The sequence below is a fragment of the Citrobacter sp. RHB21-C05 genome, from assembly GCF_013889015.1.
Lineage (GTDB): Bacteria > Pseudomonadota > Gammaproteobacteria > Enterobacterales > Enterobacteriaceae > Citrobacter_A > Citrobacter_A sedlakii.
This window is the reverse complement of the sequence record NZ_CP057611.1, coordinates 1,948,525-1,962,659: the sequence shown is the minus strand read 5'-3', so window position 1 is coordinate 1,962,659 and position 14,135 is coordinate 1,948,525. Positions and strand designations below refer to the sequence as shown.

At 55.0% G+C, this 14,135-nt stretch carries 12 protein-coding genes and 1 pseudogene; 5 read left to right on the top strand and 8 right to left on the bottom strand.

What is annotated here, in order from left to right; translation table 11 throughout:
- Positions 1-87: 87 nt before the first annotated feature.
- Positions 88-1,179 (top strand): redox-regulated ATPase YchF, encoded by a 1,092-nt coding sequence (gene ychF, locus HVX72_RS09465; RefSeq protein WP_042283652.1) that lies wholly within the window; start codon positions 88-90, stop codon positions 1,177-1,179.
- Between the two features lie 206 nt (positions 1,180-1,385).
- On the opposite strand, the gene HVX72_RS09460 is transcribed toward ychF, so the two are convergent.
- Together HVX72_RS09460 and HVX72_RS22170 are read right to left on the bottom strand one after the other, a co-directional pair.
- Positions 1,386-1,727, bottom strand: coding sequence for a DHCW motif cupin fold protein (locus tag HVX72_RS09460; protein ID WP_181823066.1), 342 nt, complete (start codon positions 1,725-1,727; stop codon positions 1,386-1,388).
- Positions 1,728-1,787: 60 nt separating this feature from the next.
- A pseudogene (locus HVX72_RS22170) lies at positions 1,788-1,943 on the bottom strand (hypothetical protein); the annotation flags it as partial.
- Positions 1,944-2,124: 181 nt separating this feature from the next.
- Here HVX72_RS22170 and HVX72_RS09450 point away from each other — a divergent pair.
- Positions 2,125-2,916: a PhzF family phenazine biosynthesis protein gene (locus tag HVX72_RS09450; RefSeq protein WP_181823065.1), complete on the top strand. Its 792-nt coding sequence runs from the start codon at positions 2,125-2,127 to the stop codon at positions 2,914-2,916.
- Between the two features lie 43 nt (positions 2,917-2,959).
- Here the strand turns inward: HVX72_RS09450 and cobB are convergent, their stop codons facing one another.
- Genes cobB through lolC form a run of 5 tightly spaced genes read right to left on the bottom strand, consistent with a single transcriptional unit; the run spans position 2,960 to position 7,875 of the window.
- Entirely contained in the window at positions 2,960-3,781 is an 822-nt protein-coding gene (gene cobB / locus HVX72_RS09445) for a Sir2 family NAD+-dependent deacetylase (RefSeq protein ID WP_042283663.1), read from the bottom strand.
- A 15-nt stretch (positions 3,782-3,796) separates the two neighbouring features.
- Positions 3,797-4,708: an N-acetylglucosamine kinase gene (nagK, locus tag HVX72_RS09440; RefSeq protein ID WP_181823064.1), complete on the bottom strand. Its 912-nt coding sequence runs from the start codon at positions 4,706-4,708 to the stop codon at positions 3,797-3,799.
- 29 nt (positions 4,709-4,737) lie between these two features.
- The gene (lolE, locus tag HVX72_RS09435) at positions 4,738-5,982 is read right to left on the bottom strand and encodes a lipoprotein-releasing ABC transporter permease subunit LolE (protein ID WP_181823063.1); all 1,245 of its coding nucleotides are present in this window, start codon (positions 5,980-5,982) and stop codon (positions 4,738-4,740) included.
- Entirely contained in the window at positions 5,982-6,683 is a 702-nt protein-coding gene (lolD, locus tag HVX72_RS09430; protein ID WP_060571334.1) for a lipoprotein-releasing ABC transporter ATP-binding protein LolD, read from the bottom strand. The genes lolE and lolD overlap by 1 nt, the downstream gene beginning before the upstream one ends.
- Positions 6,676-7,875 (bottom strand): lipoprotein-releasing ABC transporter permease subunit LolC, encoded by a 1,200-nt coding sequence (gene lolC, locus HVX72_RS09425; RefSeq protein WP_181823062.1) that lies wholly within the window; start codon positions 7,873-7,875, stop codon positions 6,676-6,678. Before lolC ends, lolD begins: the two co-directional genes overlap by 8 nt.
- A 298-nt stretch (positions 7,876-8,173) precedes the next feature.
- On the opposite strand from lolC, the gene mfd reads away from it, so the two are divergent.
- Together mfd and HVX72_RS09415 are read left to right on the top strand one after the other, a co-directional pair.
- Positions 8,174-11,620 (top strand): transcription-repair coupling factor, encoded by a 3,447-nt coding sequence (gene mfd / locus HVX72_RS09420; protein ID WP_181823061.1) that lies wholly within the window; start codon positions 8,174-8,176, stop codon positions 11,618-11,620.
- Positions 11,621-11,782: 162 nt separating this feature from the next.
- Complete coding sequence (locus HVX72_RS09415; protein WP_233459217.1) at positions 11,783-12,745, top strand: L,D-transpeptidase family protein; 963 nt, start codon at positions 11,783-11,785, stop codon at positions 12,743-12,745.
- A 92-nt stretch (positions 12,746-12,837) separates the two neighbouring features.
- Here HVX72_RS09415 and bhsA read toward each other — a convergent pair whose 3' ends face one another.
- The gene (bhsA, locus tag HVX72_RS09410; RefSeq protein ID WP_042283675.1) at positions 12,838-13,095 is read right to left on the bottom strand and encodes a multiple stress resistance protein BhsA; all 258 of its coding nucleotides are present in this window, start codon (positions 13,093-13,095) and stop codon (positions 12,838-12,840) included.
- Positions 13,096-13,336: 241 nt separating this feature from the next.
- Here bhsA and comR point away from each other — a divergent pair, with 241 nt between their 5' ends.
- The gene (gene comR / locus HVX72_RS09405) at positions 13,337-13,972 is read left to right on the top strand and encodes a TetR family copper-responsive transcriptional repressor ComR (RefSeq protein WP_181823060.1); all 636 of its coding nucleotides are present in this window, start codon (positions 13,337-13,339) and stop codon (positions 13,970-13,972) included.
- Positions 13,973-14,135 lie beyond the last annotated feature (163 nt).

The window sequence follows — 14,135 nt, the reverse complement described above, 5'->3', positions numbered from 1 at the left end:
CTGTGTATAATAGGCAAAGTTGTTTTCATTTCTACAATCTGTTTTCTGTAACAGGTTGATTATCAAGTTATTAAGGTGATTTAAATCATGGGATTCAAATGCGGTATCGTTGGTTTACCCAACGTCGGGAAATCCACCCTGTTCAACGCGCTGACCAAAGCCGGTATTGAAGCGGCCAACTTCCCGTTCTGTACGATCGAACCGAATACCGGCGTCGTACCGATGCCTGACCCGCGTCTGGATCAACTGGCTGAGATCGTTAAACCGCAACGAATTCTGCCGACGACCATGGAGTTCGTGGATATCGCGGGTCTGGTAAAAGGCGCGTCCAAAGGTGAAGGTCTGGGTAACCAGTTCCTGACCAACATTCGTGAGACCGAAGCGATCGGCCACGTCGTGCGCTGCTTCGAGAACGACAACATCATTCACGTTGCAGGTAAAGTTAACCCGGCGGAAGATATCGACGTTATCAATACCGAGCTGGCGCTGGCGGACCTCGATACCTGTGAACGTGCGATTCACCGTGTGCAGAAAAAAGCGAAAGGCGGTGATAAAGACGCTAAAGCCGAACTGGCGGCGCTGGAAAAATGTCTGCCGCACCTGGCCGAAGCGGGGATGCTGCGCTCTCTGGATCTGACCGACGAAGATAAAGCGGCAATCCGTTACCTGAGCTTCCTGACCCTGAAACCTACCATGTACATCGCCAACGTCAACGAGGACGGTTTCGAGAACAACCCATACCTGGATCAGGTTCGTGAAATCGCAGCGAAAGAAGGCTCTGTGGTTGTTCCGGTTTGTGCCGCTGTTGAAGCCGATATCGCTGAGCTGGACGATGAAGAACGTGACGAGTTCATGCAGGAACTGGGGCTGGAAGAACCGGGTCTGAACCGCGTGATTCGCGCGGGCTATCGCCTGCTTAACCTGCAGACCTATTTCACCGCTGGCGTAAAAGAAGTCCGTGCCTGGACTATCCCTGTCGGCGCAACGGCCCCGCAGGCGGCAGGAAAAATCCATACTGACTTCGAAAAAGGGTTTATTCGCGCGCAGACTATTGCGTTTGATGATTTCATTACCTATAAGGGCGAACAGGGCGCGAAAGAAGCCGGTAAGATGCGCGCCGAAGGTAAAGATTACATCGTTAAAGACGGTGATGTGATGAACTTCTTGTTTAACGTCTAACGGCATTGATGCATCAGGAAGCGCTAATTCCTGTTCATTCACACTCTGCAAAATCCACGCCTTAGCGTGGATTTTTTTGGATGATTGCCCTGACAGAACACAACGTGAGGGATGGCAGTTTCATTCAATCGGTAAATATATCAGTAAGTTATATTCAGCCCTTTTAAGCGAAAGCACGTTTTATGGCAACCAGGTTTGCAGGCACGTTAATCAACAATAAACAGCGTTGCGCCTGTCGTTGTGCTGGATTGATGCCGCTCAGCGTTATCGCCAACCTGATAACTCATTCCGGGCTTCAGGACAAATTCTCGTCCATCTTCCAGCACGGTTTTTAACTCGCCTTCAATGCAGAAAAGGATATGCCCTTTTTGACACCAATGGTCCGCAAGGTAGCCAGGCGTATACTCAACCATACGTACACGGATTTGATTGGGTTTGTTACCAAAGTATTGTGTACGCCAGTAAGCGATGCCCGTTTCTCCAGGGTACTCTGTTCTTTCAACTTCGTTCCAGTTCGTTGTGCCAAAAGCAAACGCATCCATCTTCATTGTGTTGGTCCCCGTGGGAATACAAATTATCTGTCAACGGAATAAAGCGACATACACACATTACACGTCATGCTGACGCTTCGCTTCATTTTTCACATGTATGTCCATTTCGCTGGCCCCGTGTTCCATCCAGTCAACACCCTTGCCTTCCTGCGCCCCGGCAATGGCGATATGCGACATGGCCATCTCAGGAGCAGCGCCATGCCAGTGATTCACGCACCAGCCCCCACTCCCGGAAGTCAGAATGTTATCGGTATGTATGCAAAGGCAAAGCAACTGAAACAATACCTACCTTAAATTGCAGGCCGCGCTTCGGTCTCGGGAAAGAGAATCAAACTGCGCACTGCCGTGTCATGATAAGGTGTGAGTTTTCCGGATATGCCGTGAGGTTGACGCTATGCAACAAATTGATTTCTACATGATAGATGCCTTTGCCAACACCACCTTTGGCGGTAATGCCGCGGCGGTCTGCCCGCTTACCGAATGGCTGCCCGATGAGACACTTTTAAAAATGGCGAAGCAGCATAATCAATCGGAAACCGCTTTCTTTGTGGTCAACGACAAGGGTTTTACGCTGCGCTGGTTTACCACTCAGGGGGAAATTAATCTGTGTGGACATGCCACCCTTGCGGCGGCGCACGTCATCTTCGAACATCTGAATTATCCTTATGCGACCATTCATTTCGATACCCGATTTGTCGGGCCGCTGACCGTCACCCGCAGCGGCGAGTGGTTGACGCTGGATTTTCCGGCCTGGCAGACGGACCCCGTCACGCCACCGCCTTTATTGCTCGAGGCATTAGGCATTACGCAGTACACAGAAGTGCGCGCCGCACGAGATTATCTGGTTGTCCTGGAACATCAACGCGAGGTGGAAGCGCTGTGCCCGGATATCAGCGCCATGCTGCCTCTTGGGAAAATGGTGTGCGTCACCGCGCCCGGTGCCGGGGAATACGACTTTGTGAGCCGTTTCTTCTGCCCCGGTGAAGCGGTTGCAGAAGATCCGGTCACCGGTTCAGCGCACACCATGCTCATCCCTTACTGGGCTGAAAAATTGCATAAAACGCAGATGCTCGCGTATCAGGGGAGTGAACGCGGCGGCGAACTACGCTGCCAGCTAAAGGGGGATCGGGTTTACATCGGTGGGCAGGCAACGACCTATCTGACGGGCAAGGTGCTGTTGCGCTAAAACGGAGAAATGCTGCCCGGCATTCTCTCCGGGCAGTAACGCGTCACAGTCCTTTCAGTAACTTCTCGACGAACTCAGGCACCACCTGGCTTGCGGGGCCGTAATACTTCTCATCGAATTCGCTGCCGACCTGACTGGGCTCAAGGTTCAGCTCAACCGTGTGCGCGCCGTGCAGTTTCGCTTCGTGGACAAAACCGGCCGCCGGATAAACGTGCCCGGAAGTGCCAATGGCGATAAAGACATCCGCCATGGCCAGCGCCATATAGATCTCATCCATGCCAATCGGCATTTCACCAAACCAGACGACATGCGGGCGCAGCGGCGCCGGAAACTGGCAGCAATGGCATTTATCGTCCGGCGTAACGTCACCGGTCCACGCCAGAATCTGCCCGCTCTGCGAACAATGCACCTTCAACAGCTCGCCGTGCATATGAATAATATTATGATTACCCGCCCGTTCATGCAGGTTATCGATATTTTGCGTTACCAGCATAAAACGATCGCCCAGCGCCTCTTCCAGCTTCGCCAGTGCGAGATGCGCGGGATTCGGCTGAATTTCAGGTTGTTGCAGCTGTCGACGACGCGCATTATAGAATGACTGCACCAGCTCCGGGTTACGGGCGAAGCCTTCCGGCGTCGCTACGTCTTCGACGCGATGTTCTTCCCATAAACCGTCCGCCGCGCGGAAGGTGCGAATTCCGGACTCCGCAGAAATGCCAGCCCCTGTAAGCACTAATACTCTCGGTTTTTCCATCACTTCCGGCACCACTCTGTCTCTGAAAAAGATCCGCTGACGCAGACGTTCGCGTAGATGGCGTTTGTTTTTACGAAATCGACTTAACCGATGACCCCGACGCGACAGCATAGCAACCTCTATTGATTAATCGGTAAGATGTAAGAAGGCAGCACCGCGCATTCCGCCCGCGTCGCCGTGACGCGCACGTTCAATACGCGGTACGCGTGCGACAGGCAATAAGTGGCGCGGCAGTCTGTCTGCCAGCTGCGTGGTGACGGCGGTAAAATTCGACAGGCCGCCGCCAATAACCACCAGATCCGGATCGACAATCGTCAGGATATTTCCCAGACAAACGGCCAGTAAGTCCAGATAACGTTCAACATGCGCCCGCGCCTGTTCGTCGCCCTGCTCCCACAGCGCAATGATTTCAGGCGCCTCCAGCGGTTGATGATAATAATGCTGATACAGCCAGGCAAATCCCCGCCCGGAAAGATAATTTTCAATGCAGCCCAGTTGACCGCAGCCGCAGCGACGCAACGGAAAGTCGAACCCCATCAGCGTGAGGGCATCAACCGGCAGACGCATATGCCCAAATTCGCCGGTAATATAACTGCGGCCAGTGATCGGTTTTCCGTTAAGGATCAAACCACCGCCTACGCCGGTGCCGAGGATCAACCCCATCACCAACGGATATTGGGTGAATTCATCGTCCCAGGCTTCAGATAGCGCAAAGCAGTTCGCATCGTTATCGAGGCGAACATCACGGTCAAGACTCGCGCTAAGGTCGGCACGCAAGGGTTTGCCACTGGCGGCAGGAACGTTCGCGGCATACAGGGTGCCATCTTCAGTTTCCGGCATGCCCGGAATACCAATACCGACCGATCCTTTGACGCCAAAGCGCTGGTCAGCTTCCGCCACCAACTGACATACGGCGTCTAAAAAGGCCGCGTAACCGTCGCGTGGCGTAGGTATACGTTTTTCCCACTGGAGTTTGCGCTGGTTGTCAAACACGCCTAACGCAATTTTTGTACCGCCAATATCAAACCCGTAATACATTGCCGCTCCTTGTCTTTTTTCTTTTGGCGTTACTGGCCGCTGAGCACTCTTGCCGGGTCAATATTGCTGGCGCGCCGCGCCGGATACCAGCTTGCTAACAGGCTCAGCAACAATGCCGTGACCAGCACGTAAATCACATCCAGCCAGTGCAACTCCGATGGCAGGAAGTCAATAAAATAGATATCGCCGGAGAGGAACTGATGGCCGATCAGTTTCTCAATGCCGTTGATAATTGGGGTCAACTGAAGCGAAACCACCACGCCAATCACCACGCCAATCAGGCTACCAAACAGTCCCGCCAGCAGGCCGTACCAGACAAAAATGGCGCGAATAAGACCATCTTTCGCCCCCAGCGTTCTTAATACCGCAATATCGCCGCTCTTGTCTTTAACCGCCATCACTAATGTTGAAACAATGTTAAAACAAGCCACGCCGATCACCAGCACCATCGCCAGATACATAATCGCGCGGATCATCTGGATATCGCGGTACATATAGCCGTAAGTGCCAATCCAGCTCTTGATGTAAACGTAGCTGTTGGTGACTTCGCCCGCGGCGCGAACCAATTTGTTCGCGTTAAAGACGTCGTTAACCTTCAGCGCAATACCGGAAACCGTGTCAGGCATGTCGAGATACTGCTGGGCATCCGCCATCGGGATCATTGCAAAGCTGTGATCCAACTGACCGCTCAGTTGCAGGATGCCGGCAACATGCAGGCGGACGCGTTTTGGCTGCATCAGTTTATGATCGGCACTGGCGTTGGGGATCATGATCGACACCCAATCCCCCTGCTTCACTTTCAGCGCATCGGCGACGCCTTTGCCAATGATGATCTGTTGCTCTCCGGCCTTAAAGCCGGTCCAGGCGTTATTCAGCACAAAGGACGGTAGCGCGCTCAGCCGCTGCTCCTGCTGCGGATCGACGCCTTTGACCTGGATGGCGCGCAGATTGGCTCCGCTTTCCACCAGACCGGTAAAGTTGATATAAGGGGCCGCCGCCGTGATGCCCGGCACCTTCTGAACTTTTTCCAGCGCGTCGCGCCAGTTGTTCCATGGCTTATTGACGGCCTCGATTTCACCGTGCGGCACCACCGCCAGAATGCGGTTATTCAGCTCACGCTCGAAGCCGTTCATCGCGCTTAAGCCAACGATAAGCACAGCCACGCCCAGCGCAATGCCGATGGTGGAGATCACCGAAATCAATGACACCATACCGCCACGCCGACGTCCCCGGCTAAAGCGCAAACCAATCAATAACGATAAAGGCGACGCCATTACTCCGCCCCCATCAGGCTCAGTTCCGCGGTCAGGCGTCCGTCACGCATTTCCAGTTGGCGACTCATGCGCTTTGCCAGGTGCAGATCGTGCGTCACCACCAGAAACGCGGTGCCCTGCGAACGATTCAGTTCCCCGAGCAACTGGAAAATGCTGTCCGCATTGCGCGCATCGAGGTTACCGGTCGGTTCATCCGCCAGCACCAGACGCGGGTTATTCACCAACGCGCGCGCGATAGCCACGCGCTGACGCTCACCGCCGGAAAGTTCAGACGGACGATGGTTCGCACGATGATCCAGCCCTACCGCTTTTAGCATCTCACGCGCCCGCTGGTCGATCTCCGACGGTTTTTTCTTGCCGATCAGCAGCGGCATCGCTACGTTTTCCAGCGCGGTGAAGTCCGGCAGCAGGTGGTGAAACTGATAAATGAAGCCAAGTTTTTGGTTTCGCAGTTCCGCTTTCGCCGCCGGGGAAAGTGTGCTCATCGGCTGACCGCTGAAAATCACATCGCCAGAGGTCGGCGTATCCAGCCCGCCCAGCAGATGCAGCAGCGTACTTTTGCCGGAGCCGGAGCTACCGACAATCGCCATCATCTCTCCTTCGCCCACGCTGAAGCTGACATCGTGCAGCACGTCGGTCTGCACGGCGCCTTCCTGATAGCGTTTGCACAATTTGTCGCATTGCAACAGGATCTTATTCATAACGTAAAGCCTCAGCGGGTTGAGTGGCGGCAGCGCGCCAGGAAGGATAAAGCGTAGAAAGCAGCGCGATGGCCATGGCCACCAGCGCAATCACAATCACCTGTAGCGGCTCGATCGCCACCGGCAGCGAAGCGCCATCCAGCAGCACACCGATAACCGGCATCAGGTTGTTTAACTGACTGGCAAGCAACGCGCCAAGCGCCGCCCCCAACACTGCGCCGATAATCCCGGCGCTGGCTCCCTGCACCATAAAGACCATCATGATCTGGCGCGGCGTCAGCCCTTGCGTTTGCAGAATCGCCACTTCGCCCTGCTTCTCCATCACCATCAAACCCAGCGAGGTAATAATATTGAACGCCGCCACCGCCACGATCAGGCTAAGCAGCAGTCCCATCATGTTCTTTTCCATCCTTACGGCCTGGAACAGTTCGCCCTTGCGCTCGCGCCAGTCCTGCCATTTCGTGCCTTCCGGCAGCGTCTGCTGACTGAGGGAGTCCACCTTCAGCGGCTCGTTAAGCCATAAACGCCAGCCGGTAATGTTTCCCGCCGGATAGCGCATCAGACGCGACGCATCCTGAATGTTGGTCAGCATCTGATAGCCGTCGACTTCACTGTTCGCCGCAAACGTGCCAATGACGGTAAACAGACGCTGGCTCGGCAAACGCCCCATCGGCGTGAACTGGCTGGCTGAGGGCACCATCACGCGGATTTGGTCGCCGCGATTAACACCAAGCTGCCCCGCAAGCTGTTCGCCGAGGATGACATTATACTTACCCGGCTGGAGATCGGTTTGTCTGACATTGACCAGATACGGCGTCAGCGGATCGTTTTGCGCCGGATCGATACCCAGCATTACGCCCACCGCCACGCTGCGCGCGCTTTGCAGAACCACATCGCCGGTGGTCAGCGGCGCGACACGGCTCACGCCGTTGAGCTTGATGGCGTTTTCCGGTAACTGGCCGGGATTCAGCGAGCCTTGCTCAGCGGAAAGAATGGCCTGCGGCATCAGGCCCAGAATGTTATTTTGCAGTTCACGTTCAAAGCCGTTCATCACTGACAAAACCGTGACCAACGCCATCACCCCAAGGGTAATGCCGATGGTGGAAAGCCAGGAGACGAAGCGACCGAAGCGGTCTGCTGCACGCCCACGCATGTAGCGCAGGCCGATGAATAGAGCGACAGGTTGGTACATGAAATCCGTCTGGTTGCGATTAGCAAAGTCACGAGTATATAAGCGAAAGCGGAATGGGTAAACGTCTGAACCGTAAGTGTTCGTCAGCGTACCCGCGAGAGGGGATGAGAAATCGATATGCTAAATATATTCTTTCCCCGGCGCGCTTACCGTTCTGATCTTTCTCCTGAATCATCCAAATGAAGAATATTACGCATGACGATACCGAGGGCGATTCAATTTGCTAAAGAGAAACGATCGCGGATAATAAAGAGCATTGCTTATCAGACGTATACCTAAAAGAGATTCTGACAACCGAATGCCTGAACAACAACGTTACACGCTGCCCGTCAAAGCGGGCGATCAGCGCCTGCTGGGCGAACTGACCGGGGCTGCCTGCGCCACGCTGGTGGCGGACATTGCTGAACGCCATCCCGGCCCCGTCGTACTCATCGCCCCGGATATGCAAAACGCCCTGCGCCTGCACGACGAAATCCGCCAGTTTACCGACCAGATGGTGATGAACCTCGCGGACTGGGAAACGCTTCCTTACGACAGCTTCTCGCCGCATCAGGAAATCATCTCATCACGCCTTTCAACCCTGTATCAGTTGCCTTCTATGCAACGCGGCGTGTTGATTGTGCCGGTGAATACGCTGATGCAGCGCGTCTGCCCGCACAGTTACTTGCACGGCCATGCGCTGGTAATGAAAAAAGGTCAGCGATTATCGCGCGACGCCCTGCGCGCGCAGCTCGACAGCGCAGGCTATCGGCACGTTGATCAGGTAATGGAACACGGCGAATACGCGACGCGCGGCGCGCTGCTGGATCTCTTCCCGATGGGTAGCGAACAACCCTACCGTCTGGATTTCTTTGACGACGAAATTGACAGCCTTCGCCTGTTTGATGCGGATACCCAGCGCACGCTGGAAGAAGTGGAAGCCATCAACCTGCTGCCAGCGCATGAGTTTCCGACGGATAAAACCGCCATCGAGCTGTTCCGCAGCCAGTGGCGCGATACATTTGAAGTGAAACGCGACGCTGAACATATTTATCAGCAGGTCAGTAAAGGCACGCTGCCTGCGGGGATTGAATACTGGCAACCGCTGTTTTTCAGCGAACCGCTGCCCCCACTGTTCAGTTACTTCCCGGCCAACACCTTACTTGTCAATACCGGCGATCTGGAAGCCAGCGCCGAACGCTTCCAGGCCGACACGCTGGCGCGTTTCGAGAACCGGGGCGTTGACCCGATGCGCCCGCTCCTGCCGCCAGAATCGCTCTGGCTGCGCGTTGACGCGCTGTTCTCGGAACTGAAGCGCTGGCCGCGCATTCAGCTTAAAACGGAGCACCTGCCGGACAAAGCGGCCAATACCAATCTGGGTTTCCAGCAATTGCCCGATCTGGCGGTACAGGCGCAGCAAAAAGCGCCGCTTGACGCTTTGCGCAAATTCCTCGAGTCGTTCACGGGTCCGGTTGTCTTTTCCGTGGAGAGCGAAGGCCGCCGCGAGGCGCTCGGCGAACTGCTCGCGCGAATTAAGCTCGCGCCGAAGCGCATTCTGCGTCTTGATGAAGCAAGTGGTAACGGGCGCTATCTGATGATCGGCGCCGCGGAACGCGGGTTTGTCGATACCCAGCGCAACCTGGCGCTGATTTGCGAAAGCGACCTGCTCGGCGAGCGCGTGGCGCGTCGCCGCCAGGATTCACGCCGCACCATTAATCCGGACACGTTGATCCGTAACCTGGCCGAACTGCATCCGGGTCAGCCGGTGGTTCATCTGGAACACGGCGTTGGTCGTTATGCCGGAATGACGACCCTGGAAGCGGGCGGCATCAAGGGTGAATATCTGATGCTCACCTACGCCAACGACGCCAAACTGTATGTGCCGGTCTCCTCGTTGCATCTCATCAGCCGCTATGCAGGCGGAGCCGAGGAAAACGCGCCGCTGCATAAGCTTGGCGGCGACGCCTGGTCCCGCGCGCGGCAAAAAGCAGCGGAAAAAGTCCGCGACGTGGCGGCGGAACTGTTGGATATTTATGCCCAACGTGCGGCGAAAGAAGGCTTTGCCTTTAAGCACGACCGCGAGCAGTACCAGCTATTTTGCGACAGCTTCCCGTTCGAGACCACGCCCGACCAGGCCCAGGCCATTAACGCTGTACTCAGCGACATGTGTCAGCCGCTGGCGATGGATCGTCTGGTCTGCGGCGACGTGGGCTTCGGCAAAACCGAAGTGGCAATGCGCGCGGCGTTTCTCGCCGTTGAAAACCATAAGCAGGTGGCCGTTCTGGTGCCGACCACCCTGCTCGCCCAGCAGCACTTCGACAACTTCCGCGACCGCTTTGCCAACTGGCCGGTGCGTATCGAAATGCTGTCCCGCTTCCGTAGCGCCAAAGAACAGGCGCAGATCCTCGAACAGGCGGCTGAAGGGAAAATCGATATCCTGATCGGCACGCACAAGCTGTTACAAAGCGATGTCAAACTGAAAGATCTGGGCTTATTGATTGTCGACGAAGAGCACCGTTTCGGCGTGCGTCATAAAGAGCGTATCAAAGCGATGCGCGCCGACGTCGATATTCTGACCCTGACCGCCACGCCCATCCCGCGCACGCTCAATATGGCGATGAGCGGGATGCGCGATCTGTCGATCATTGCCACCCCACCGGCGCGACGGCTGGCGGTGAAAACCTTCGTCCGTGAATACGATAACCTGGTCGTGCGCGAGGCGATCCTGCGTGAAATCCTGCGCGGCGGCCAGGTCTATTACCTGTATAACGACGTCGAAAACATTCAGAAAGCCGCCGACCGCCTGGCGGAACTGGTGCCGGAAGCGCGCATCGCGATTGGTCATGGGCAGATGCGCGAGCGCGAACTGGAACGGGTAATGAACGACTTCCACCATCAGCGCTTTAACGTGCTGGTGTGTACCACGATTATCGAGACCGGGATCGACATCCCGACCGCCAACACCATTATCATCGAACGCGCGGATCACTTTGGACTGGCGCAGTTGCATCAGTTGCGCGGACGCGTGGGCCGATCGCATCATCAGGCGTACGCCTGGCTGTTGACGCCGCATCCGAAAGCGATGACCACCGACGCGCAAAAGCGTCTGGAGGCGATTGCGTCACTGGAAGATTTGGGCGCGGGCTTTGCGCTGGCGACACACGATCTGGAAATTCGCGGCGCGGGCGAACTGCTTGGCGAAGACCAGAGCGGGCAGATGGAAACCATTGGCTTCTCGCTGTATATGGAACTGCTGGAAAACGCCGTCGATGCGCTAAAAGCCGGACGGGAACCGTCGCTGGAAGATCTTACCAGCCAGCAGACAGAAGTCGAACTGCGAATGCCGTCGCTGCTACCGGATGATTATATCCCCGACGTCAATACGCGCCTGTCGTTCTACAAGCGAATCGCCAGCGCCAAAAGCGAAAACGAGCTGGAAGAGATCAAAGTGGAGCTTATCGATCGCTTTGGTCTTCTGCCGGATCCCGCGCGTAATCTGCTGGATATCGCCCGTTTGCGTCAGCAGGCGCAAAAGCTGGGGATCCGCAAACTCGAAGGTAACGAGAAAGGCGGCACCATTGAATTCGCCGAGAAAAATCACGTGAACCCGGGCTGGCTTATCGGTCTGCTGCAAAAGCAGCCTCAGCACTTCCGCCTCGACGGTCCGACCCGCCTGAAGTTTATGCAGGATCTGACGGAGCGGAAAACGCGTATGGACTGGGTGCGTCAGTTTATGGCGCAACTGGAAGAAAACGCGGTCGCGTAATAACCCGATGCCGGATAAGGCGAAACCGCCGTCCGGCATGATCTCCCCCGCCTCGCAGATCTTTACAACTCTTTGCACTTCCCTTGCATTTCAGGACATGCCAACCCGCCATAATGATCGTTGGCGTTTTTTATTCCAATAACCCTTTGATTTATGATGATAATGAAAACTCTGCGACTTTCCCGCTGGCTGGCGTTTGTCACCTTTGCCGCCGGCATGGCGCTTGCGCTACCTGCGCAGGCGAATACCTGGCCACTTCCGCCGCCCGGCAGCAAACTGGTGGGCGAAAATAAATATCACGTTGTCGAAAACAACGGCGGTTCCCTGGAGGCCATTGCGAAGAAATACAACGTTGGATTCCTGGCGCTGTTACAGGCAAATCCCGGCGTTGACCCCTACGTGCCGCGCGCTGGCAGCGTCTTGACCATTCCGCTGCAAACCCTCCTGCCGGATGCGCCGCGCGAAGGTATCGTCATTAACCTTGCTGAACTGCGCCTTTATTATTATCCACCGGGTAAAAACGTGGTCACGGTTTACCCTATCGGCATTGGTCAACTGGGAGGCGATACGCTGACGCCCACCATGGTAACCACCGTTTCCGACAAGCGTGCGAATCCGACCTGGACGCCGACGGCCAATATTCGCGCCCGCTATAAAGCACAGGGGATCGATTTGCCTGCGGTTGTCCCTGCCGGGCCGGATAACCCGATGGGTCACCACGCGATTCGTTTAGCCGCCTACGGCGGCGTGTATCTGCTGCACGGCACCAACGCCGATTTCGGCATCGGAATGCGGGTCAGTTCCGGCTGCATTCGCCTGCGTGATGGCGATATTGAAACGCTGTTTAAGCAGGTTACCCTGGGAACCAAAGTCAACATTATTAATACGCCGATCAAAGCCTCAGTCGAGCCAGGCGGCGTACGTCTGGTTGAGGTACATCAGCCGCTGTCAAAAAATATTGATGATGACCCGCAGGTTTTGCCTATCGTCCTGAACAGCACATTGCAGGCATTTAAAGATGCCGCGCAAACCGATGCGCCACTGATGCAGCACGTAATGGATGTCCGCTCCGGCATGCCGGTCGACGTCACTCGACATCACGACGTTAAACAGCAATCCCTGTAAGCCTGAACGAAAAAGCCCCGCTGAACCCTAGTTCAGCGGGGCTTTTTTGTGCAGTGGCAAATCTTAATCAGGCATTAATGAGGGGTTAATGCTTATTTATAAATTACCGCGGTACCGTGCAGCGTGTTCGGGCCAGTAACCGAGGTAATGCGGAAAGATTTCGCCCCCATTTCATCTGCTTTTTGCGCCAGTTGTTCTTCCAGAGAACCCAGGTTAGTACCTGCGCTGGCAGAGATGGTCCCAACTTTTTGCTGGCCGTCAGGCGTAGATTGCACTTCAACGGCAGCGAAGCTGGCGAATGAAAGAGAGCTGAGTACAGCAGCAGCGATGAGGGCTTTGACGTTTTTCATAATAGTAACCTTTTGCAGATGAACGGGGTCGTAAGCATTTACTTAACGATCGATAGGTAAATGATAGATGTGATCCAGGTCACACGTCAACTCTTTTTTATAACGGTCGTTATATAAATTAAAAAGCACTTATCTTTCATGACAATGCAACGTAATTATTTTTCACAGGAATGCGCTGGAGACTGGACGGTTTTATTTTTATAATGGTTATTCATTAAACCCAGACAGGTACACCGGCATCATGACAACTGACTCGACAGGTTGTGTAAAAAAAAGCCGTGGCCGACCAAAAGTGTTCGACAGGGAAGCCGCGCTTGATAAGGCCATGACACTCTTCTGGCAGCACGGTTATGAGGCGACGTCGCTCTCTGATCTTGTTGAAGCGACAGGGGCGAAAGCCCCCACGCTTTACGCAGAATTCACCAATAAAGAAGGTCTATTTCGCGCGGTGCTCGACAGGTACATCGCCCGTTTCGCCGCAAAGCATGAAGCGCAGCTATTTTGCGAAGAAAAAAGCGTGGAGGCCGCGCTGGAGGATTACTTCACCGCCGTGGCGACCTGTTTTACCAGTAAAGACACCCCGGCGGGTTGTTTTATGATCAACACTTCCGCGACGCTTGCTGCCGCGTCACGGGATATTGCGCATACGGTGAAATCACGCCACGCCATGCAGGAGCAAACGTTGACCCGTTTCCTGCAACAGCGCCAGATGCGCGCAGAGATCCCGGCGCAGTGCAACGTACAGCACCTTGCCGAATACCTGAACTGCATCTTACAGGGGATGTCGATCAGCGCCCGCGAAGGCGCGTCGTTTGACACACTGATGCAGATCACCCGTACCACTCTTCGCCTGTGGCCCGAGCTGGTAAAAGCCTGATTGATCCTGCTGGCCGGGGAATGCGTTTCCCGGTCCTTCTCTCACCTTTCCCCTACAAAAAGTAATGTTTTCACCGGGTTAGACTCAAATTTCTTAAAATATTATTTGATAATAGAAACCATTATCAGCAATATTCGCATTTGATTTTCTATCTGTTTCACAA